A 21,097-nucleotide genomic window follows, 5' to 3' on the forward strand; every position below is an offset into this window, starting at 1 on the left:
TGCCCGCAGGGGGAGTCCCTGCGGGCACTTCGGACGCGGTACGGGTCAGGCGCGACGACCGCCCCTGCGGTAGGCGAAGGCGGCGAAGGCCGCGAGCAGCGCCGTCCACAGGGCGAGCACACCGAGGCCGGTGCCGCTGGGCGCGGAGTTGGCGGCCGCGTCCCACGAGAGCTGCGCGTAGCGGTAGACCGGGGTCTCCCGCGACAGCGGCTGAAGCCAGCTGGGCAGCGTGTCGGTCGGCATCATCAGGCCGCCGAGCAGCGTCAGCGTCAGATACGAGACGGTGCCGGCGATCTGCGCGATCTGCGCCTTGAAGAGATAGCCGATGCCGATGCCGAGCATCGCGAGCGGGGCGATGCCGACCCAGAGCAGCAGGAAGATCTCCAGCCAGGTTCCGGCCGAGAGCTCGACGCCCCGGTAGAACTTGCCGATCAGACCGATGACGACGATCGGCAGGATGCCCAGGCAGGTGGCGACGGCGCCGCGGGCGATGACGACCTGCACCGGCGAGAGCGGGGTGAGCCGCAGCTGGCGCAGCCAGCCGAGCGAGCGGTCCTCGGCGATGCCGGTGCCGTTGGTGATGACCACGCCGAGCGCGCCGAACGCGGCCGCGCCGACCATGGCCCGCACCATGGACTCCTGGTCGGGGCCGCCGCCCGCGAGGGTGACGTACAGGCCGACCGGCATGATGAGGCTCATCATGAGGTAGCCGCCGTTGCGGACGAGCCGCAGGATTTCGAGGCGGATGTAACCGAGCATCAGCTGGTCCGTCCTTCCGGAGCGGGCGCGTGGCGCGACTGGTGGGTGAGCGCGATGAAGGCCTCTTCCAGGCCCACGCCCGACACCTCCAGGTCGCTGAAGGCGTCGGCGCGCGACAGCGCGTGCACCGTCGAGTCGGAGTCGCTGGTGCGCAGGTGGATGCGGCCGCCGCGGTACTCCACGGAGCTGACGCCCGGCAGCATGTCGAAGCCGCTCTGGCCGCCGCGCGGCACGAAGCTGACCGTGCGCCCCTCGATCATGGACTTGATCTGCGAGGTGGTGCCGTCGGCGACCACCCGGCCCGAGGCGATGACGACGACGCGGTCGGCGCTGTTGTCGGCCTCTTCGAGGTAGTGCGTGGAGAACAGCACGGTGTTGCCGCGCTCCGCGTACCGCTGCATCGCGGCCCACAGCTCGCGCCGCGACTCCACGTCGAGGGCGGCGGTCGGCTCGTCGAGGACCACCAGGTCCGGGTCGCCGGCCAGGGCGAGGGCGAAGCGCACCCGCTGGGCCTGACCGCCCGAGAGCCGGTCCACGTTGCGACTGGCGATCTTGGTGAGTTCGGCGAGGTCCAGGATCTCCTGGAGCGGCAGCGGCTTGCGGTAGGTCTGGCGCACGAAGTCGACCAGCTCGCGCACCGACACCCGGGGAATCATCTTCCCCTCCTGGAGCATGGCCCCCAAGTGCCCGGCGCGCATGGCCAGTTCTGGCTTCTTGCCGAAGACCTCGATGTGGCCCTGGTCCGGCGGGAACAGGCCGAGGAGCATGTTGATGGTGGTGGACTTGCCGGCGCCGTTGGGGCCGAGGAGCGCGACCGTCTCACCGCGGTGGATCGTCAGATCGATCCCGTCGACGGCGCGGACGCCGCCGTACTCCTTGACGACATCCTTGAAGACGACCGCGGGCGGGCCGTGCTGTTCTGCCATGGGGGGTGGCACCTGTTCCCTTTCCTGTGTGAGTGGACGCATGTCAGATCAGCCCTTCCAAGGTGTGGACCAGTTCCGTGGGGCCTGGCAGGCATTCGATCTCCGCGCGTACGTCGAGCGCGGCCTTGCGGTGACGTTCGTCCTGGAGGAGGCCCTTAAGGGCGTCACGGACGAGCTGGGGGTCGTGCTGCTCGGCCTCGGTGGCGAGGCTGATGCCGCAGCCGGACTCCTGGACGAGCCGGCCGGTGGTCTGGAGGAAGGGCTTGTCGCCGGGCAGTACCAGTTGCGGGACCGCCGAGGCGAAGGACGTCATGCTGGTCCCGCTGCCGCCGTGGTGGATGGCGAGCGCCGTGTGGCGCATCACCGGGCCGATCGGGAAGCGGTCGACGACCTTCACCGAGGACGGGATGCCGGCGAGCGCCGCGTGGTACTGGGCGTCGATCGGGAACAGCACGTCCAGGTCCTGCTCGACGCAGGCGTCCAGGACGTGGCGGAAGCCCAGCGGCAGTTCGCCCGTCTCGGCGAGGACCCGGCCGTGCCACATGCCCAGGCAGAGCAGGGCCCGGGGCCGCGCGGGCCGCTGGACCGCCCAGTCGGGCAGTTCGGCGGTGCCGCAGTACGGCACGTACCGCGAGAGCAGGCCCGGGGTGTTGTCGCCCTCGGGGAGCAGGGAGGCCGGGCTCGGGTCGATGATCAGCGCCGGGTCGGGGAAGCCCTCGGCCCCGAACTCGGCGCACAGGTCGTGGAGTTGGACCTTGGCCTGGCTCAGCAGGGGGCTGGTGAAGTCGTCCGGGCCCCAGCGGTGGATGACACCGGGCACCTTCAGGGCGCCGGCGACGACGAGCCCGCCGAACTCCACCGGGTCGGTCACCACCAGGTCGGCCTCCCAGGACCGGCCGAGCGTCACCAGGTCGTCGATGTAGCCGCCGAGCCGGGTGCGCCAGCGCTCGCCGACCGCGTCCCACTCGGAGTCGGCGCGGCGGTCCATGCCGGCCCGGTCGGGCATCGCCACGGCGCCGGGCCGGGTCAGCCGCTGGCGGGTCTCGCCGCCGCCGACCAGCCGGGTGTCGAGGCCGGCCGCGGCCGCGAACTTCACGAGCTCGGCGTCACCGGCCACCAGCACCTGGTGGCCGGCGGCGCGCAGCGCCCACGTCAGCGGCACCATCGGCACGATGTGGCTGGGTACCAGTGCGGTCACCAGGACGCGCATGTCTCCTCCTGGGCGGTCGCGGCAACAAGGGCTTCGAGATCGGTGACCAACTGCTCCACCGGTGGGCAGGCAAGGACCGAGCGCCGCACGGCGGCCGCGCGCAGCCGGAAGGAGGGCTCGGTGAGCAGCCGCTCCAGGGCCTCGGCGACCGTCTCCTCGGTCACCCAGTAGGCCGGCACGCTGAGGCCGCTGCCGACGTCGGCGACGTGCTCGGCCGAGTTGGGCTGGTCGTCGTACATCGGCGTGACGAGCATCGGCGTACCGCTGCGCAGGCCCTCGCGGATGCTGCTGTGGCCGCCGTGCGTGATGAACACGTCGGCCGCCTCCAGGAGCACGTCCTGCGGAACCCACTCGGTGATCAGGCGTACGTGCGCGGGCACGTCGCCGAACTCGTCGGGGTCGCGGCCCACGCCGATCGAGACCAGGGCGGTGCAGTCGAGCCCGGACACCGCCTCGATCACGGCGTGCAGCACCTCGTCGGACTTCCACGGCATGGACGGCGCCATGGTGCCGATCGAGGCGTACACCACCGGCTTGTCGTCGGGCAGTTCGGCGAGCCAGGGCAGGGCCGTGTCGTCGCTGCGGTAGGGCGCGGTCTGGCGGTAGTGGCGCAGGGTGCGCGGGTCCAGGTCGTCGCCGGTGCACTCGGCGGGCAGCCAGCTGATCAGGCCGTGCCGGTAGGCGCAGTTGTCCTGCGCCGCCTCGGGCAGGCCGAGTTCGGCCCGCAGCGCGTTCAGCGGGGCGTGGGTGACGGCGGGCGGCAGCAGATGCGTCGAACCGCCGGCCACCGCGATGTGCGGGATGCCGAGCTTCTCCGCGGCGAGCAGACCGCCCATCTCCTCGCCCTCGCGGACGATCAGGTCGGGCTGCCAGTCGGCGGCGATCGCGAGGATGTCGCGGGCCGCGGCCAGGGCGGGCGGCCCCAGCACACAGCGCACCAGACCGTCCTCGTACGCTTCCTGGTCGCCGCGGAACAGCGGCAGTGCGATCGCCTCGATGCAGAACGGGTCCTTGGACCAGTCGAACCCCGCCGGGAAGAACGGGAGTCCGTACCTCTCGCTCTCCTCGCGCATGGACTCGTCGTCGGCCACGGCGACGGTGTGCCCGGCCCGGACGGCTGCCTGGGCCAGGGGGATCAGCAGACGCAGATGCGACTTGCCCGCATGGGCGGTGAACAGGATGCGCACGGCGGGTCTCCGATTGGGGGGTGGGAGCGGCCCCTTGAGGGCCGCCCGTCGGTCATGCCCCAGAGCGTGACGGCCTCCACTCGATTCGGACTCGAGCCGCCCTTGGCCGGGCTTTCCCCTGCCGCACTCAAGTCCGATTCGAGAGGCGGTGGCGACCTTGGGCGCATGCCGTATGCCCGAAGGATTCGACCGAACCGCCGAACAGGGGAGTAGCTGGATGCGTTGGAACGAGATCTATGTCGCCTCGCTCGGCAGCTGGCTGCCCGAGCCCGTCCCGGTGGCCGAGGCCGTCGCGGCCGGGGAGTGCGGCCAGGAGTGGATCGACGACTTCGGGTACGAGTCCGTGCGGATCGCCCGCGAGAGCGAGGAGGAGGGCTGGACCGCGCCGCCGGACATGGCGGTCGCCGCCGGCCGCACCGCCCATGAGCGCTCCGGCCTGAACAAGTCCGCGTACTCGCTGCTCCTGCACGGCAGCACCTGGTTCCAGGGCCTCGACATCTGGCCCGCCGCGTCCTACATCGCCAAGCGGACCGTGGGCGCCACCGTGCCGGGCCTGGACGTGCAGCAGCGCTGCAACATCGGCATCAGCGGGCTCGACCTGGCCGCCGCCCACCTCACGGTCGGCTACGGCAAGGGCAGCGCGGTCATGCTCACCACCGCCGACCGCTTCGGCGGCCCCGGCGCCGACCGCTGGCAGCTGCGGCACGGCAACGCCTACGCCGACGGCGCCACCGCGACCATCCTGTCCACCGAGGGGGGCTTCGCCCGCCTCGTGGCCACCGCGACCGTCGCCGACAACTCCCTTGAGCCGATGGCCCGGGGCGACGAGGGGTTCGGCCCCGTCTCGCGCGCCGCCGAGCGCCAGATCGACCTCACCGCACGCGGCGACGCCCACAAGGCCGTCAGCGACGAGACGATGACCAACATCCGGTTCGGCAAGGTGATGCAGGAGGCCAAACAGGCCGTCCTGGACGACGCGGGAATCGGGATCGACGACATCGCGTACGTCATCATCCCCTCCACGGGCCGTATCAAGGGCCCCTTCCAGATCCACCACCTGCTGGGTGTGGACGAGTCCGAGACGACCTGGGAGTTCGCCCGCCGCAGCGGCCACATCGGCGCCGGCGACTGGGCCGCGGGGCTCGAAAACCTGCTGCTCACGGGCGAGTTGAAGCCCGGCGACCACGTCATGCTCTACGGCGGCGGAGCCGGCTACACCATCACCACCGCCGTGCTGGAAATCCTTGAGATCCCGGCCTGGGCCACACCCGCCGCGGCCTGAACGAGCCGCCCGTCACAAGGAGTTGGCACATCCCATGGAGATAGTCGGCAGGGGCTTCCTGGCCGGACACCTGGCAGGCATCGCCGATCACCACCGGGACGTGGTGGCGCTGGCCGCCGGGGTCTCGGCCGCCGGTGACATCCCGCCGGAGCAGTACACCCGGGAGTCCAAGCGCCTGTACGAGGTGCTGCGGCACTGCGAGAAGACCGGCAAACGCCTGGTGTTCTTCTCCACCGCGTCCGCCGGGATGTACTCGGTGCCCGACGCCTCGCCCGGTCGCGAGGACGGCCCGGTCTACCCGGCGACCCCGTACGGGCGCCACAAGCTGTCCCTCGAAGCGGTCGTCAAGTCCTCGGACGTCGAGTACCTGATCCTGCGCCTGTCGCACGTCGTCGGCTTCCACCAGCCGGCCCACCAGCTTCTGCCCGCCCTGGTACGGCAGTTGATGGACGGGCGCATCCAGGTCTACCGCGGCGCGCAGCGCGACCTCATCGACGTCGAGGACGTCATCAAGATCGTGCACACGCTGCTCGTGGACGGCCGCACCCGCGACGTCGTCAACGTGGCCTCGGGCCACGCCCCGCGCATCGAGGACATCGTCACGCACATGGAGCACCTGCTCGACACCCGTGCCGAGAAGTCCTATGTGGAGGCGTCCGGCGCGCAGCCCGTCTCCATCGACAAGCTCTGCCGTCTCGTGCCGCCGGTGTACGGGCTCGGCTTCGGACCCGACTACTACCGCGGCGTCCTCGACAAGTACGTCCACGCCTATGCGCACCAGCCCGTCACCGCGTAACCCCTCCAACCCAAGAAGCGGAAGGTACACCCCATGAGCGAGAACAGCCCCGTCGTCGCGGTCGCCCACTTCGTCCTCAAGGACAAGCACAAGGCGAAGGGCGCCGAGTTCGAGAAGGCCTACCTCAAGTACAAGGACGCCGTCGCCGCCAAGGACGGCCTGCTGCGCACCGCGCTGCTGCGCGGCATCAAGGAGCCCGACAACTTCGTCATCCTCACCTGGTGGCGGGATGCCGACGCGCACCGCACCGTCGTCGGCGACTGGCAGTTCTTCACCGCCGTCTCCAGCCGCTTCGTCTACCTCGCCTCCATCACCAGCGTGCACGGCCCGGTCCTGGCCGGCCAGAACGCGGCCGACGGGCTCGGCGGGACGGCCGTGCCGGCCGCGGACGCGGCGGTCGCGCTGACCACCTTCACCCTGCGCGAGGGCGCCGACCAGCAGGCCTTCGAGGGCTCCTTCCTCGGTCATCTGTCGTTCGTCAAGGGCCACGAGGGCTTCCTCGGCCACCAGCTCGTGCACTCCAACCGGGAGACCGGCGCCTACGTCAACATCGGCTGGTGGAGCGGCCCCCAGGCCTATCTGCCGGTGCTGCGCAGCCCCGAGATGGCCGCCGACGCGGCGATCATGGCGGTGCACGCCGAGGTCAAGGGCGGCCTGTACACCGCGGTCGTCGACTCGGCCCGCACCGAGGTCGCCGTCTGAACCACCGCACACCAAAGGCGGGCCGGGTCCTTCAGGACCCGGCCCGCCTTTCGTGTCACGAGGTTCAGCGAGCGGTGAAGAGCTCGTCGGCCACCTCGATCGCGGGGTTGCCGAATGCGATGGTGCGCAGCACCTTGCGGTAGATCGGGGTGTGCTTGACGACGGCCGCCAGCTTGGGGCGCACCCGGGTCGCGAACGTACCGGTCGACAGCATCGCCTTGGACTGCATGCCCTGGAGCCGCATCATCGTCGCGATGTCCGGCGCCCGGCGCTCCTCGAACCGGGACAGGAACGCGGCGCTCGCGTCCTGGCGGCCGACCGCCTCGACGAGCAGCGGGTGCAGCACGACCGCGTCCTGCACCGACAAGTTGATGCCCTGCGCGCCGATTGGGCTGTGCGTGTGCGCGGCGTCGCCCATCAGGACGAGCCCGTCGTCGGCCCAGCGCTCGGCCCGCCCGGAGAACACGTCGAGCAGGCTGAGATCGCGCAGCGAGGTGATCTGCTCGTCGATCAGGTCCGCGTACTCCGGCACCGCCTTCGCCAGCTCGGCCTTGACATGAGCAAGGCCCTGGGAGACGACGTGCTTGTAGCCGCCGTGCGGCAGCGTCCAGCCGACCTGGATGCGGTCGGGCCAGGAGCCGTAGGCGAGGGCCGGGCTGGTGCCCGCGCTCCTGAACACCCGTACGTCATGGCTGACCTGGGGCGTGCGGCTGGTCAGCTTGAACCAGAGCACGTCCTGGTCGAAGGCCTCGCTGCGGCCCGCCTCGATCCCGGCCAGCCGGCGCACCTTGGAGAACCGCCCGTCGGCGCCGACCACGACGGTGCTGTGGAAGACGTGCCCGTCGGCGGCGACCCCGGTGATCCGCCCCCGCTCGTCCCGTACGAGCGCGTTGACCCGGCAGCCGTCCACGTACTCGAAATCGGCGAACTCCCGGCAGTGTGCGAGGAGTTCGGACAGGAGATGGGACTGCGGAATGGACAGGAGGTGGTCGTAGGGGGCGGGCAGAGCCCGGTAGTCGATGTCGAGCAGCACCCGGTCCCGCTCCACCAGACGGAAGCGGTCGTGCTCGTGGCAGCCGCGCGCGCGGGCCCCGGCGAGCACCCCGAGCCGGTCCAGGACCGTCATCGCGCCCGGCTGGAGGATCTCGCCGCGGAACTCCCGCTGGTGCGAGCGGGAACGCTCCACCACGGTCACCCGCACCCCCGACTTGAGCAGCAGCAGAGCGAGGGTCAGGCCGGCGGGGCCCGCCCCGACGACGCACACGTCACTGCGGTGCTCCTCGTCGGCGCGGGCCCCGGCACGGACCTCCTCGGCGGCCGCGGTCATCGCTGCCCCGCCAGCGCGAGCGCCGCACGCACGTCACCCGCGGCGCGTTCGAGCACCCGGTCGCGGCCGTTGGACGCCACCGCGAGCACGTCCGCCGTCACCGAGACCCCGCCGGGCGCCGCCGCCAGACGCCAGCGGCGCCGGTAGAGCTCGGCCGGCTCGGGCGGCGTGAGCAGCTTCTGTACGAGGGTGTGGCCGCCGTGCTCGATCTGCACGGCCGGGGCGCCGTCCTGGGTGCCGAACCAGGCGCTCTCCTCGCCCTCGCGGGCGGGCAGCGCGGCCAGGAGCCGGGCGTGCGCCTCGGTCACCGAACCGGCGAGCACCACGCTGTCCTCGACCCGGATCACGTCCGACGTCAGCGAACTGGGCTGCTCCGTCTTGGACTTGAGGGTGCGCATCTGGAGACCGCCGTGCCGGTCGAGCTCGCCCGCGGTCTCCTTCGGGTCGGCGTCGGTGGTGAACCAGTGCCCGGACACCACCCGGCAGCCGCCGTCGGGCCGGGGCAGGAAGTCCCAGGTGCCGCCGAGCTCCTTGATCGGGCCCACCGAGCCCTGCTGGGTGAAGTCCATGCGCAGGGCCACCGGGTCCAGGGTCCGCCGGGACGTCCAGACGCGCAGACCGCCCTCGGGGCCCGGGCGCACCGCCCAGAACTTCACCTCGTCGTCCTGCCCCTGCTGGGTCAGGACCTCGGTGTACGCGATCCAGGGGTAGAGCAGCGGCCAGTCGGCCACTTCGGTCAGCGCCCGGTAGACGGTGTCCGCCGGGGCGTCGATCTCGATCCCGGCGCGCGTCCGGTGGATCTCCCTGTCGGTCGTGGAAGTGCTCACAGCAGAACCTCTCAGAGGGTGGCGGGGGAGGGGGCGGCGGCGGCCTTGGCGCGCAGCATGCGGCTCAAGGTGAGCTCGGGATCGGTGACCACGACCGGGCCGAGGGCCGCGTCCACCCGGACGAGCAGCTCGGGGTCGAGCACCGCCTCGGTGGCCGCGAGGTTGCGGGCGATCTGCTCGGGCGCCGAGGCGCCGATGACGGCCGTGGCGACCTGCGCGTTGCGCAGCACCCAGGCCAGCGCGAGCTGCGCCGTCGTCAGACCGGTCTCCTCGGCCAGCTCGCCGACGCGGGCGACGGCCGCCAGGACCTCGTCCGACAGGAAGCGATAGCGCTGGATCGAGACGTCACCGCCCTTGGCGGCCACCGCCCGCGAACCGGCGGGCGCCTTCAGGCCCGGCTTGTACTTCCCGGTCAGCACGCCGCCGGCCAGCGGCGACCACACCATCTGCCCGATGCCGAGCGGCGCGCAGGCCGGCATGACCTCGGTCTCGATGACCCGCCACAGCATCGAGTACTGCGGCTGGTTGGAGACCAGGGGGATGTTCAGCTCACGGGCGAGGGCGGCGGCCCGCTCGATCTCGTCGGCGGCCCACTCCGAGACGCCGACATAGCGGATCTTGCCCGCGGCGACGGCGTCCGCGAAGGCGCCCATGGTCTCGTCGAGCGGCGTCGAGTCGTCGTACAGATGCGCCTGGTACAGGTCGATGTGCCCGGTGCCGAGCCGGCGCAGCGAGGCATCCAGGGACGCGGCGATCCGGGTGCGCGACAGGGCGCCCGGGCCGGGTCCGCCGCCCCTGCCGACCTTGGTGCAGATCACGACGGTGTCCCGGTCGACGCCCGCGAGGGCCCGGCCGAGGTGCTCCTCGGCCCGGCCCTCGGCATACGCGTCCGCGGTGTCGAACGTGGTGATGCCCGCGTCCAGGGCGGCCCGCACACAGGCGGCGGCTGCCCGGTCGTCCAACTGGTTGCCCGCGGTCAGCGAGTTGCCGAACGCGACCCGGCTGACCACCGGCCCCGAGACGCCGAGACGGCGGTACTCCATGGTGAATCCCTTCTGTTTCCGGTCGACTCCCGCCTCCCGGGCCCTCAGGCCCCGGCGGGAGCGAACTCGGCGCGGTTGCCCGCGACATGGGTGGCGGGCACGGTGCGCACCTCGGCGAGAGCGGCCAGCGCCGCGTACTGGGGCAGCCCGGTCGCCGCGAGCGCGGCTTCCGCGTCGCGCCAGCGGCTCAGCGCGGTGAATCCGCCGGGCCGCGCGAACAGCGACTTGGCGAGGTCGGCGGCGACGAAGCCGTCGAGCTCCGCGGCGGCCCGCGCGTGGGCCTGGTAGGCGCCGACGAAGGCCTCGGTGGCGTCGCCCCCGACGGTGAAGGAGTCCACGAACACGACATCGCCGGACTCGCCCGGGGCGCCGTCGAAGCGGGCGACCCCCATCGAGGGGTCCGCCTCCACGGCGACGATCTTGTGGAACTCCTCGGCGTGCTCCTGGAACGTGGCGCTCGCCAGCACCCGCTGGAAGTCCTCGGGCCGCTCCCACCAGCCGAGGTTGACGTACACCTCGGGACGGTCGGCCGAGCGGACCGCCTGGTGCGCGAGGAAGCCGGGCTGTGCGCGCATCCACTCCACATGGGACAGGAAGCGGGCCTCGAACTCCTCGGCGCCGGCCGGGTCGAGCAGGGTGAAGGTGTTGATGACGGTGAAGGACATGCGGTGCCTCTCCGGCTCAGCCCGCGACGGGCAGGCGACTGGTCAACTGCTCGGCCAGGACCCGGCGTTGGATCTTTCCGTTGCCCGAACGCGGGATCGCGTCGAGCGTCATGGCGTCGCGTACGTGCTGGTAGTACGGCAGGGCGTCATTGGCCCGCGCGACGACGTCCGCGAGCGCCTCGGTGTGGCCGTCGGCGAGCACCACCAGGGCGCCCGCGACCGCACCGTGCCCGGCGTCGGCGAGCTCGACCACGACGACATCGCGGACCCGCTCGTCCCGGCGCAGCACGCGCTCCACGTCCGAGGGGGCGACCAGGAAGTTGTCGCACTTGAAGACGTCCTTGAGGCGGTCCACCAGGAACAGCCGGCCGTCCTCGTCGATCCGGCCGACATCGCCGGTGTTCAGCCAGCCGTCGGGCTCCAGACCGGCGCCGTCGGGCCCGCCCGCGTACCCCTGCATCACCTGCGGGCCGCGCAACTGCACCTCCCCGACACCGCCCGGCGCGAGCACCGCGCGCGAGTCGAGGTCGACGACCCGGCACTCGGTCCCGGCGACCGGGGTGCCGACCGAGCCGTGCACCGGCCGGTCGGGGTCGTCGCTGTGGGTCAGCGGGGAGGTCTCGGCGAGCCCGTACCCCTGGAAGACCGGCACCCCGAACCGCCTGGACAGGCGGCGCGCGGCCGGCACCGCGAGGCCCGAGCCGCCCGAGGCGATCCGCTGGACCGACGTCATCGACACCGAGTCCAGATCCGGGTCGGCCGCGAGCCGGGCCAGACGCACGGGCAGGCTGTACAGGATGGTGGCCCGGTGCCGGTTGGCGGTCATCAGCGCCGCGTACGGCTCGGGCGAGGCGCACAGCACCTGGGTGGCGCCCGCCGCGATCGCCGAGTTGAGGTGCATCGGGTGGTAGGTCGGCAGATGGTTCAGGCTGACCGTGTCCCCGTCCAGGCGGTGCGCCTGGGCGATCTGTGCCGCGTTGACCGTCACATTGCGGTGGCTGAGCCGGACCGCCTTGGGCCGTCCGGTCGTTCCGCTGGTGAATTGCAGGGCCGCGGTGTCCTGGGGCCCCTTGGCGTGGGCGGCGAGCGGCGCGTCGGAGGCGAGCAGGTCGAGGCCGTCCGTGCCGGCGCCGATGAGCACGACGTCACGCAGCTCGGGCAGTTGATCCCGAACCTTCTCAAGACGCGCGTTCAGGGCCGGGTCGAGCAGCACCACGCGGGCCCCGCCGAGACCGAGCACATGCAGCAGATCGTCCTCGCGCAGCAGCGGATTGACCACGGCGACGGTGTGCCCGGCCCGCACGGCCGCGTAGTACGCGACCGCGACGTCCGGGTGCAGCACGGTGCCGACCGCCACGACCGACGGCTCGGGCGCCAGCGCCTGGAGCCCGGCGGCCACAGCTGTCACCCGCGCGTCGAAGGCGGCGTAGTCCATCGCGAAGTCGTCGGTGACCACGGCGGCCCGCGCGGGGTGCGCGGCGGCGGCCCGGGACAGCAACTGGTCGAGCCGGTCCGGCACCTCGGGCAGGGTGTCAGCCACGGAGCGCCTCCGCGTAAGTGCGGGCCAGTTTCAGGGTGTTGGTGGAGTTGGTCGACAGCGCGCGGTGCACATAGGCGCGGGCGTCGGCGACGGTCTTGCCCTCGCCGAGGTACTTCTCGATGGTGTCGGTGCGCAGCGCGACCGAGTGGCGGGAGGTGACGTCGACGCCGCCCTCCACCTCGACGATCGTCCAGCGGCCGGTGTGCGCGGTCATCAGACCCGGCACGGTGGTCTGCTTGTAGACGATGCGGTCCGGTGCGAACACGACCCGGATCGACTCCGTGGTGTGCACCGAACCGTCGGCCGTGCTGGTGTCCATCGCCATGACCTGCACACCGGGCTCGTCCTCGGTGAGGTCGAGACGCGCCACGTGCGGCAGCCGCTCGGGCCACAGGTCGGCCCGGTTCAGGAAGTCGAACACATCGGCCGCGTCGGCCTTCATGTGGACGGTGTCGTCGAAGGTGAAGACCAGCTCGTCCAACTGGGCGTGCCGCTCGGCGAGTTCCTTGATGTTGTTCAGCTCGGCCGCGCTGTTGCGGTCCACCGCCTCGTTGATCCACGCCACCGAGTCCGGGGTGTCGTCGACGGCCTCGAAGTCGTGGTGGAGTTCGAGCAGCGAGGTCTCGGCGTCCACGGGGGAGACCACCCAGGCGCCGCCCATGCCCGCCACCGGCGGTGTCGAGACCTCCTGGCGGAAGTCGATCCGCAGGCGCTCCGGGTCGAAGGTGCGGCGCGAGATCCAGTTCTTGACGGCGCCGTTGGCGGTCGCCCAGATGTGGATGCGCTCCGCGCGGTCGTCCTGCTCCAGGTGCTCGACGTGCACATTGGGGCCGAAGTACAGCGGCCACTTGGTGACATCGGCGACGATGCCGTACACGACCTCGGCGGGGGCGGCGACGGCGACGCTGTGGAGGGTGTGGTGCTTCGTTCCGGTCACGGACACGGGAAATTCCTTCTCTGATCGGGGAGTTCGGGGGCCGGCTAGAAGTTGCCGAGGCCGCCGCAGACGTTCAGGGCCTGCGCGGTGATGGACGCGGCGGTGTCGGTGGCCAGGTAGCCGACCAGACCGGCGACCTCCTCGGGGGTGGAGTAGCGCCCCAGCGGGATCTTCGAGGTGAACTTGGCGAGGATGGCGTCCTCGGAGGTGTCGTACGCCTCGGCGTAGCCCTGCCGTACGCGCTGCGCCATCGGCGTCTCGACATAGCCCGGGCACACCGCGTTCACGGTGATCCCGGTCGGGGCCAGCTCGTTGCCGAGCGCCTTGGTGAAGCCGACCACGCCGTGCTTGGACGCGGAGTAGGGGGCGCCGAGCACCACACCCTGCTTGCCGGCGGTGGAGGCGATGTTGATGATCCGGCCCCAGCCGCGCTCCCGCATCCCGCCGGCGTTGAGCACCTCGCGGGTGACCCGGAAGACCGAGTTGAGGTTGGTGTCGATCACGTCGTCCCACACCTCGTCCGACACGTCGGCGGTCACCCCGCCACCGCTGCGGCCGGCGTTGTTGACGACGACGTCCACGCGGCCGTACGCGGTGACGGCGGCGGCCACGAACTCCTTGACGGACTCGGGGCTGCGCACGTCGGCGGTCGCGCCCGACACCTCCAGGCCCTCCTCACGGAGTTCCTTCACGGTCAGCTCGACGGACTCGGCACTGCGCGCGCAGATGAACACCGCGAGACCGGCCTGGCCCAGCGCCCGCGCCGACGCCAGACCGATCCCGCTGGTCCCCCCGGTGATGAGCGCGACCCGGCGCTCGCTGGTGGCCTTGGGCTGAGTCATACGAATCTCCTCGGATGAGTTGGTGTACGCGGCCAACGTGCGCCGGGGCACTCGAACGGGTATCGAGCCGGGCTGGAACCCGAGGGCCGGGCGCGGCCCCCACCGGGGCACCAGTACGGGTCGAGTGGCGGCCCGGATGCTCAGGGGGCAGGAAGATCCAGGAGGAGAGGACCCCCATGAGCGTCACCGAGCTGCCGCAGGCGACCACCGCCGGGCTGTACACGGAGATCCAGCAGTTCTACGCGCAGCAGATGCATCTGCTCGACGACGGCCGGGTCGAGGAGTGGGCCCACACCTTCACCACCGACGGTGTGTTCGCCGCCAACGCGCAGCCGGTGCCGGCGGTCGGCCGCGAGGCCATCACCGCGGCCGCGGCCGCCGCGACCGAGGCGTACGCCAAGGCGGGCGTCCAGCGCCGCCACTGGCTGGGCATGGTCTCGGTCGAGGGCGTCGACGGCGACGTCGTGACGGCCCGCTGCTACGCCCTGGTCATCGAGACCCCGCGGGGTGGGCGGCCGGAGATCAAGGCGAGCACGCTGTGTGTGGACCGGGTGGTTCGGGTGGGGGGTGCCTGGCAGATCCAGGACCGCCAGATCACCCGCGACGACCTGATCTGACCCCCGCCGCTCCCCCCGACCCCGGTCACCCGGGCCTGCCCCGGCCCCCGGTGCCTGGGGCTTCCCCCGGCCCCCCGGCTGCGGGCTTGCCCCTGGCCCCGGTTGCCTGGGCGCCCGGCCCCCCGAGACGAGTGCCCGCACGCGAATCCCCCGGCGTGCGGGCGCTTTCGCGTGCGCGGCGGGGGTGGGGCAACGTTTTCGCGTGCGCGGCAGGGGGAACCTTTCGGGTGCGGGCCGCGCGCTTCCTGCGCAGTTCCCCGCGCCCCTGAACCCTCTCGATCCTGCGGGCCGTGGTCGCTTTTCGCGCAGTTCCTCGCGCCCCTGAACCCTCTCGATCCTGCGGACCGTGGTCGCTTTTCGCGCAGTTCCCCGCGCCCCTAAGAAAACCCGCCTTCGCCTGCGGGCTGTGTGTGGCTGGTCGCGCAGTTCCCCGCGCCCCTAACTACTCGGTGCGGGGCAGCGCAGGGCACCTCAGCCCGTCCGGCGTTTGAGGACGAGCGCCGTTCAGGCGCGAACGGGGTCTGGGGCGGAGCCCCAGGAGGGCCGGAACCATCCAACCCCCGTCACGGGCGGGTGGGTGGGAAAACGTCCCGGGGTCTGGGGCGGAGCCCCAGGGGGGCCGGGGCCTGACAACCCCCCGCGCGGGTCGGTGGGTGGGGAAACGCGTCCCGGGGCACGACGACGGCTGCCGCACGCCCGTGGGGGGTGCGGCAGCCGAGGGGGCCCGGGGCCCGGGAGGGGTTACGCCGCCGCCGTCGCAGACGACAGGCACTCGTTGATGAACGACAGCAACACCCGAGGCGTCGACGCCTCCGCAACCGTGTCGTCGGACAGCTGGATCTGATAGTCCCGCTCGATGACCCCCGTCACCTGAAGGATCGCCAGCGAGTCGTACCCGAGGTCGTCGAACGGCACGTCCAGAACGTCCCCGTCCAGATCGACCCCCTCGCCGACACCCGCGCACTCACGCAGCAACGTGGTCAGTTCCTTGAGATTCATGAAGCTCGCCTCTCTCAATCCTCAATGACAACAGTGGAGTTCAGTTCGCCGCGGTCACCACGGCCGCGGCGTTGAAGCCGCCGGTCCCGCGGGCCAGGACGAGTGCGGTGCGTACGGGCCCGCGCCGGGCCTCGGTCACCAGGTCGAGCGTGTCGGCCGCGACCGGGGAGGTGACATTGACGGTCGGCGGGATCACCGCGTCCCGGATGGACAGCAGCGCCGCCGCCAGGTCGAGGGAGGCGCCACCGGCCGACAGCCGGCCCGTCATGGTCTTCGGCGCCGTCACCGGCACACCGCGGGGGCCGAACAGCGCGGTGAGCGCGGCCTCCTCCTGGCGGTCGAGCTCGGGCACCCCGGACGCGTCGGCGAAGACCACATCCACGTCGGACGCGCTCAACCCGGCCTCGGTCAGGGCGAGTTGGGCCGCACGGCGCAGGCCCGGCTCGCCGCCGCGACCCGGCGCCGGGTCGAACGTGGCGGCGTACCCCGAGAGCCCGCCGTAGATCCGGGCGCCGCGCTCGCGGGCCGCCTCGGCGTCCTCCAGGACGAGGATGGCACCGCCCTCTCCGGCGACGTAACCGCTGGCCTCGGTGTCGAAGGGCAGGAACGCGCGCGCCGGGTCGGCGACCGGGCTCATCCGGCCGCCTGCGAGCTGCGCGGTCCAGCCCCAGGGGCAGACCGCGCCGTCCACGCCGCCGGTGACGATGAGCTTGCTGCCCTTGCGCAGCTGGCGCCGGGCCTGGGCGACCGCGTCGAGGCCGCCCGCCTGCTCGGTGACCAGGACGCCGCTGGGCCCGCGCAGCCCGTGCCGGATGGAGATCTGGCCGGTGTTGACGGCGTAGAACCAGGCGTACGACTGGTACGCGGAGACGTACTGGCCGCCCTTGCTCCACAGCGCCTGGAGCTCGCGCTGGCCGAACTCGAAGCCTCCCGCGGAGGCCGCGGTGACCGCGCCCGCCGAGTACGGCGGCATCTCGGCCACGTCCGCGCCGGAGTCCTCAAGGGCCTCCTTGGCGGCGGTCAGGGCGAGCCGGGTCATGTGGTCGGTCTGCGGCAGCAGCCTGCTGGGAATGTGCTCGGCGGCGTCGAAGCCGGGCACCTCGCCCGCCAGCGTCGCCGGATAGCCGGAGGCGTCGAAGCGGGAGACCGGGCGGATGCCGCTCTCGCCGGCCACCGTCGCCTCCCACCAGGCTTGTGTACCAAGCCCGTTGGGGGCGGTGACGCCGATCCCGGTGAACACCGCGGTGGCGGAGCGCACCGCCGTACGTTCGAGCAGCTCGCTCGTCATGCCGTCTTCCTCCGCTCGGGCTTGGTGAGCACGATCGCGCTCTGGAATCCGCCGAAGCCGCTGCCCACGCTGAGCACCGTGTCGATGGCGCGCTCGCGGGCGTGGATCGGTGTGTAGTCGAGGTCGCACTTGGGGTCGGCCTCGTGCAGGTTCGCGGTGGGCGGCACCATGCCGTGCTCGATGGCCAGCGCGGACGCGGCGACCTCCAGGGAGCCGATGGCGCCGAGCGAGTGCCCGATCATCGACTTGATCGACGAGACGGGCGTGTTGTACGCGTGGTCGCCGAGGCTCTTCTTGAACGCGGCCGTCTCGTGCCGGTCGTTCTGGAGCGTGCCCGAGCCGTGCGCGTTGATGTAGTCGATGTCGGTGCCCGGGATGCCGGCCTCCGCGAGGGCGGCGCCGATGGCCTCGGCCATCTCCGCGCCGTCGGCCCGCAGCCCCGTCATGTTGTACGCGTTGGAGCGCGAGGCGAACCCGGCGACCTCGGCGTAGATGTGCGCGCCGCGCGCCACGGCCTGCTCGTACTCCTCCAGGACGAACACCGCGCTGCCCTCGCCGAGGACGAAGCCGTTGCGCGACTTGTCGAAGGGGCGCGAGGCCGTCTCCGGCTCGTCGTTGCGGTTCGAGGTGGCCTTGATGGCGTCGAAGCAGGCGACCGAGATCGGCGAGATCGGCGCCTCGGTGGCCCCGGCGATCATGACGTCGGCGCTGCCCTCGCGGATCAGCTCGACGGCGTGGCCGACCGAGTCCAGGCCCGAGGTGCAGCCGGTGGAGACCACGGCGGTGGGACCCTGCGCGCCGAACTCCCAGGCCACCTCGGCCGCGAACGAGCTGGGCACGAAGTAGTCGTACAGGTGCGGCACGGCCCGCTCGTGGTCGACGAGCCACTCGGCGCCGTTGTTGCTGACCGCCGCGTACTCGTAGTCGAGCCCGGTGGTCGCGCCGACCGCGCTGCCGATGGTGACGCCGGTACGGAACGGGTCGAGGCCGGCCATGTCCAGACCGCTGTCCGAGACCGCCTCACGGGCGCCGACCAGAGCGAACTGGGCCGCCCGGTCCAGGCGTCCCGCCTGCTCCTCGGTGAGCCCCTGGGCCACGGGATCGAAGTCCACCTCCGCGGCGATCTTCGACCGGAAGGCCGAGGCGTCGAAGAGCGTGACGGCCCTGGTCGCGGTGCGTCCCGCGGTCAGCAGGGACCAGTACTCCTTGGTGCCGACGCCCCCGGGGGCGACCACACCGATTCCGGTGATGACTACGCGTCGGCTCACCTGTCCCCCTCGTGGGTCTTGGCCTGGGGGTGCGCCCCGGGAATGTGCAGCACGGCTGCGTCACCTCTCTGATAGGTCCGCTGTGAGATCCGCTGTTGGAAGGAGTCTGGTCCCGCCCTCTTGACGCCTGCTCGACTCACCGCCGTACTCCCCCTGGAGCGACGCCCGCAGCTCGAGCGCCACTTCGCGCAGCAGTTCCGGCACCCCGCGCTCGCGGACGAAGAAGTGGCCGCCGGGCAGTGTCTGGAGCTGGAAGCGGGTCACCGAGTAGTCGGCCCACTCGGCCATCTCCCACAGCGGCGCGATGGGGTCGTCCCGGCCGGCCAGCGCGGTGAGCGGGGTGCCCACCGCCATGTCGGCGTTGACCTGGCAGAGCGCCTCGCCCAGTCGCAGATCGTCCCGGAGCGCCGGGATCACCTGGCGCTGCCACAGCGAACGGTCGCGCCCGGCGGCCGCCGGGGGCGCCGCCTCCAGGTCGACCAAAAGATCGATGAGTTCATGGTCGGGAAGGCGCGCCCCGCGCAGCAGCGTGTTGCGCAGATGCGGCGGCGGTACGGCGCCGATCACCAGGCGGGCCGGCGGCAGCAGGCCGTCGTCCTCCAGGGTCCGGGTCAGCGCGTGCGCGACGAGACCGCCGAGGCTGTGCCCGTACAGGAGATAGGGCCGGTCGAGCAGCGGGGTGATCAACTCCCGCAGTTCATTCATGAGTTCGGTGGCGTCGGTGATCCGGGCCTCCTTGGCGCGCGGGCCGCGGCCCGGGAGCAGCACCGGGACCACCTCGGCCGTGTCGCCCAGGATCCTCTGCCACTTGGCGAAGGAGGAGATCCCGGCGCCCGCGTGGTGGAAGCAGAACAGCCACGGCGTCACGGTGTCCTCGCGGACCGCGGTGTCGGATCTCATGCGTCGATCAGGGCGACGGCCCGGGTCCAGCCCGCCCCCGCTCCGGCGATCTTCACGGGGAAGCAGGACACCCGGAAGCCGTGCGTGGGCAGGGTGTCGAGCGCGGTGAGCCGCTCGACCTGGCAGTACTCGCGGCGCCGCCCGGCGAAGTGCGCGGGCCACAGGACCGACTGGTCGCCGGTCTCCTGGAAGGTGCGGATCATGTGCCCGAACGGCGCGTCCAGGCTCCAGGCGTCCGTGCCGATGACGCGTACGCCGAGGTCGAGCAGGAAGTCGGTGGCCGGCCCGTCGAGCCCGGCGAAATCGGTGAAGTACCGCGGTGTGCCCGCGTGTTGGGAGGCGCCGGTGTGCAGCATGACGATGTCGAGCGGCTGCGGGGTGTACCCGATCTCGGCGATCTGCTTCTCGATGCGCTCCACGCCGATGGCGCCGATGCCGACATCGCTCACGTCCAGCACCACGGCCGGGCGCAGGAACCAGTCCAGCGGCATCTCGTCGATGTTGCGGGGCCGGCCGTAGTCACCGACCGAGCCGTAGTGCGAGGGCGCGTCCACATGGGTGCCGGTGTGGCTGGTCAGGGTGAGTGTGTCGAGGGAGAGCAGCTCGCCCCCGGGCAGGTCGGCCGGGTCGAAGTCGAGCCCGAAGTGCTCCTTCATCTCCGCCGCCATGTGGGCGGCGCCCTCGGCCGGCGTCATGATCTCGTGGACGATGGGGTCCGGCTCCCAGCCGGCCGCGTCCACGGGCGACGACAGATCGATGACTCGCAAGGTAACCCCCAGTGTCGTTGGCGACGTTCGGGGGGCACTGTGCGGCGACGGCCTAGAGGCCGGATCGAGCCGCGCACGCGTCGGACCCCGCCCTGTGGGGGGAGAGGGCGGGGTCCGGACGCGTTGCTGCCGGGCGGTCAGGCCGCCCGTGCGCCGCTCAGGCGGCGAAGAGGTCGAGCACCGGGCGACGCCGGGCCAGGTGCGAGTCGAGCGCCGGGTCACCGGCGAGCACCGCGCGGTGCAGGTGCTGGAGCCGCGCCGAGGGGTCGAGCCCCAGCTCGTCGGCGAGCCCGCGCCGCAGGTTCTGGAACACGTCCAGCGCCTGCCACTGCCGTCCGGACCGGTACAGCGCCACCATGCACTGGGCGTGCAGGCCCTCGTGCAGCGGGTGACGGGCCGTCAGCGAGGTGAGTTCGGCGAGCAGTTGCATGTGGCGGCCGAGTCTCAGGTCGGAGTCGATCCGCTGCTCCAGGACACCGAGCCGGCTCTCCTCCAGACGCACGAGCTCGATCTCCAGCAGCGGGCCCAGGCGCACATCCACCAGGGCCGGCCCGCGCCACATGGCGAGCGCGTCGCGGTAGAGCGCGGCGGCGCTCTCGTCGTCACCGCGCTCGGCGGCGCTCCGCCCGGTCGCCACCAGGTGGTCGTACTCGTGCACGTCCACCGAGCCCGGCGTCACTTCCAGGAGGTAGCCACCGTGCCGGGTCGCGAGCACCTCACGTGCGGTGTAGGGGCTGTCCGGGCCGAGCGCTCCCGCGATCAGCCGGCGCAGCTGGAGGATGTACGTCTGCAACGTGGTGAGCGCGCTGCGGGGCATGTCGGCGCCCCAGATCTCCTCCATCAGCGTCGGCACCGGCATGACCTGGTTGGCGTACACGGACAGCAACGCCAGTATCTGCCGGGGCTTGCCGGCGCTCGGGACGACCGACGTGCCGCCCGATTCGGCCATGAGCGGACCGAGAACCTTGATCTCCATGGGATTCCTCCGGGGTCGGATCTGCCGGATGACCCGATGGTTTTCGGACCCGGCTCCAAGCACCCTCAAAAGCTGTCACCCGGACCCGACTTGGGGCAGTGCCGGGCTCCTGAACCCGGCATGTGAGTGTCCTGGGGACGAGTATGAAAGTTTCATGTGCATCCCGTGACCGCGGCACTGGGGCGGATTCGGCCGACCCGGCAGAGTTCTGGACGTCAGCCCGACCAGGAGTCGAGAGC

General features: G+C 71.8%; 21 protein-coding genes. 4 read left to right on the forward strand and 17 right to left on the reverse strand.

The annotated features are described in order from the left end of the window. Positions 1–45: 45 nt before the first annotated feature. Genes N4G70_RS02330 through N4G70_RS02345 form a run of 4 tightly spaced genes read right to left on the reverse strand, consistent with a single transcriptional unit; the run spans position 46 to position 4,082 of the window. Positions 46–759, reverse strand: coding sequence for an ABC transporter permease (locus tag N4G70_RS02330; RefSeq protein ID WP_261710658.1), 714 nt, complete (start codon positions 757–759; stop codon positions 46–48). Further along, positions 759–1,685 (reverse strand): ABC transporter ATP-binding protein, encoded by a 927-nt coding sequence (locus tag N4G70_RS02335; RefSeq protein ID WP_261710659.1) that lies wholly within the window; start codon positions 1,683–1,685, stop codon positions 759–761. Before N4G70_RS02335 ends, N4G70_RS02330 begins: the two co-directional genes overlap by 1 nt. A 43-nt stretch (positions 1,686–1,728) precedes the next feature. Further along, complete coding sequence (locus N4G70_RS02340) at positions 1,729–2,895, reverse strand: nucleotide disphospho-sugar-binding domain-containing protein (protein WP_261710660.1); 1,167 nt, start codon at positions 2,893–2,895, stop codon at positions 1,729–1,731. After that, positions 2,880–4,082: a glycosyltransferase gene (locus N4G70_RS02345; RefSeq protein ID WP_261710661.1), complete on the reverse strand. Its 1,203-nt coding sequence runs from the start codon at positions 4,080–4,082 to the stop codon at positions 2,880–2,882. Before N4G70_RS02345 ends, N4G70_RS02340 begins: the two co-directional genes overlap by 16 nt. Before the next feature lie 217 nt (positions 4,083–4,299). Between N4G70_RS02345 and N4G70_RS02350 the strand changes: the two genes are divergently transcribed. Genes N4G70_RS02350 through N4G70_RS02360 form a run of 3 tightly spaced genes read left to right on the forward strand, consistent with a single transcriptional unit; the run spans position 4,300 to position 6,862 of the window. Next, positions 4,300–5,364 carry a ketoacyl-ACP synthase III family protein gene (locus N4G70_RS02350; protein WP_261710662.1) on the forward strand — a complete coding sequence of 355 codons (1,065 nt, stop codon included), beginning with the start codon at positions 4,300–4,302 and terminating at the stop codon, positions 5,362–5,364. 34 nt (positions 5,365–5,398) lie between these two features. Beyond that, complete coding sequence (locus N4G70_RS02355) at positions 5,399–6,160, forward strand: NAD(P)-dependent oxidoreductase (protein WP_261710663.1); 762 nt, start codon at positions 5,399–5,401, stop codon at positions 6,158–6,160. 33 nt (positions 6,161–6,193) lie between these two features. Continuing rightward, positions 6,194–6,862, forward strand: coding sequence for an antibiotic biosynthesis monooxygenase (locus N4G70_RS02360; protein WP_261710664.1), 669 nt, complete (start codon positions 6,194–6,196; stop codon positions 6,860–6,862). A gap of 64 nt (positions 6,863–6,926) precedes the next feature. Here the strand turns inward: N4G70_RS02360 and N4G70_RS02365 are convergent, their stop codons facing one another. From N4G70_RS02365 to fabG, 7 genes are read right to left on the reverse strand one after another with little or no spacing between them, the layout of a single operon-like run. Beyond that, positions 6,927–8,189 carry an FAD-dependent monooxygenase gene (locus N4G70_RS02365; RefSeq protein WP_261710665.1) on the reverse strand — a complete coding sequence of 421 codons (1,263 nt, stop codon included), beginning with the start codon at positions 8,187–8,189 and terminating at the stop codon, positions 6,927–6,929. Then, on the reverse strand, positions 8,186–9,016 hold the full coding sequence (locus N4G70_RS02370; RefSeq protein WP_261710666.1) for an SRPBCC family protein: 831 nt from the start codon (positions 9,014–9,016) through the stop codon (positions 8,186–8,188). Before N4G70_RS02370 ends, N4G70_RS02365 begins: the two co-directional genes overlap by 4 nt. A gap of 11 nt (positions 9,017–9,027) precedes the next feature. Beyond that, positions 9,028–10,059 carry an aldo/keto reductase gene (locus N4G70_RS02375; protein ID WP_261710667.1) on the reverse strand — a complete coding sequence of 344 codons (1,032 nt, stop codon included), beginning with the start codon at positions 10,057–10,059 and terminating at the stop codon, positions 9,028–9,030. A gap of 44 nt (positions 10,060–10,103) precedes the next feature. Next, positions 10,104–10,724, reverse strand: coding sequence for an antibiotic biosynthesis monooxygenase (locus N4G70_RS02380; RefSeq protein WP_261710668.1), 621 nt, complete (start codon positions 10,722–10,724; stop codon positions 10,104–10,106). 16 nt (positions 10,725–10,740) lie between these two features. Next, positions 10,741–12,264: a class I adenylate-forming enzyme family protein gene (locus N4G70_RS02385; RefSeq protein ID WP_261710669.1), complete on the reverse strand. Its 1,524-nt coding sequence runs from the start codon at positions 12,262–12,264 to the stop codon at positions 10,741–10,743. Beyond that, a complete protein-coding gene (locus N4G70_RS02390; RefSeq protein WP_315904217.1) occupies positions 12,257–13,207 on the reverse strand; it encodes an aromatase/cyclase in 951 nt (316 codons plus the stop codon). The genes N4G70_RS02385 and N4G70_RS02390 overlap by 8 nt, the downstream gene beginning before the upstream one ends. 38 nt (positions 13,208–13,245) lie before the next feature. Next, positions 13,246–14,043: a 3-oxoacyl-ACP reductase FabG gene (fabG, locus tag N4G70_RS02395; protein ID WP_261710670.1), complete on the reverse strand. Its 798-nt coding sequence runs from the start codon at positions 14,041–14,043 to the stop codon at positions 13,246–13,248. A gap of 176 nt (positions 14,044–14,219) precedes the next feature. Here fabG and N4G70_RS02400 point away from each other — a divergent pair, with 176 nt between their 5' ends. Next, positions 14,220–14,660 carry a nuclear transport factor 2 family protein gene (locus N4G70_RS02400; RefSeq protein WP_261710671.1) on the forward strand — a complete coding sequence of 147 codons (441 nt, stop codon included), beginning with the start codon at positions 14,220–14,222 and terminating at the stop codon, positions 14,658–14,660. 741 nt (positions 14,661–15,401) lie between these two features. On the opposite strand, the gene N4G70_RS02405 is transcribed toward N4G70_RS02400, so the two are convergent. The 6 genes from N4G70_RS02405 to N4G70_RS02430 all read right to left on the reverse strand — a co-directional run bounded on the left by N4G70_RS02405 (position 15,402) and on the right by N4G70_RS02430 (position 20,858). Further along, entirely contained in the window at positions 15,402–15,659 is a 258-nt protein-coding gene (locus tag N4G70_RS02405) for an acyl carrier protein (RefSeq protein ID WP_261710672.1), read from the reverse strand. Positions 15,660–15,699: 40 nt separating this feature from the next. Further along, positions 15,700–16,947 carry a ketosynthase chain-length factor gene (locus N4G70_RS02410; RefSeq protein ID WP_261710673.1) on the reverse strand — a complete coding sequence of 416 codons (1,248 nt, stop codon included), beginning with the start codon at positions 16,945–16,947 and terminating at the stop codon, positions 15,700–15,702. After that, the gene (locus N4G70_RS02415) at positions 16,944–18,215 is read right to left on the reverse strand and encodes a beta-ketoacyl synthase (protein WP_261710674.1); all 1,272 of its coding nucleotides are present in this window, start codon (positions 18,213–18,215) and stop codon (positions 16,944–16,946) included. Before N4G70_RS02415 ends, N4G70_RS02410 begins: the two co-directional genes overlap by 4 nt. 60 nt (positions 18,216–18,275) lie before the next feature. Then, positions 18,276–19,115, reverse strand: a complete 840-nt coding sequence (locus tag N4G70_RS02420; protein WP_261710675.1) for a thioesterase II family protein — start codon at positions 19,113–19,115, stop codon at positions 18,276–18,278. After that, positions 19,112–19,882, reverse strand: coding sequence for a cyclase family protein (locus N4G70_RS02425; RefSeq protein ID WP_261710676.1), 771 nt, complete (start codon positions 19,880–19,882; stop codon positions 19,112–19,114). Before N4G70_RS02425 ends, N4G70_RS02420 begins: the two co-directional genes overlap by 4 nt. A 157-nt stretch (positions 19,883–20,039) precedes the next feature. Then, the gene (locus N4G70_RS02430) at positions 20,040–20,858 is read right to left on the reverse strand and encodes an AfsR/SARP family transcriptional regulator (RefSeq protein ID WP_261710677.1); all 819 of its coding nucleotides are present in this window, start codon (positions 20,856–20,858) and stop codon (positions 20,040–20,042) included. Between the last annotated feature and the right edge of the window lie 239 nt (positions 20,859–21,097).

Source organism: Streptomyces sp. ASQP_92, assembly GCF_025399895.1.
GTDB lineage: Bacteria > Actinomycetota > Actinomycetes > Streptomycetales > Streptomycetaceae > Streptomyces.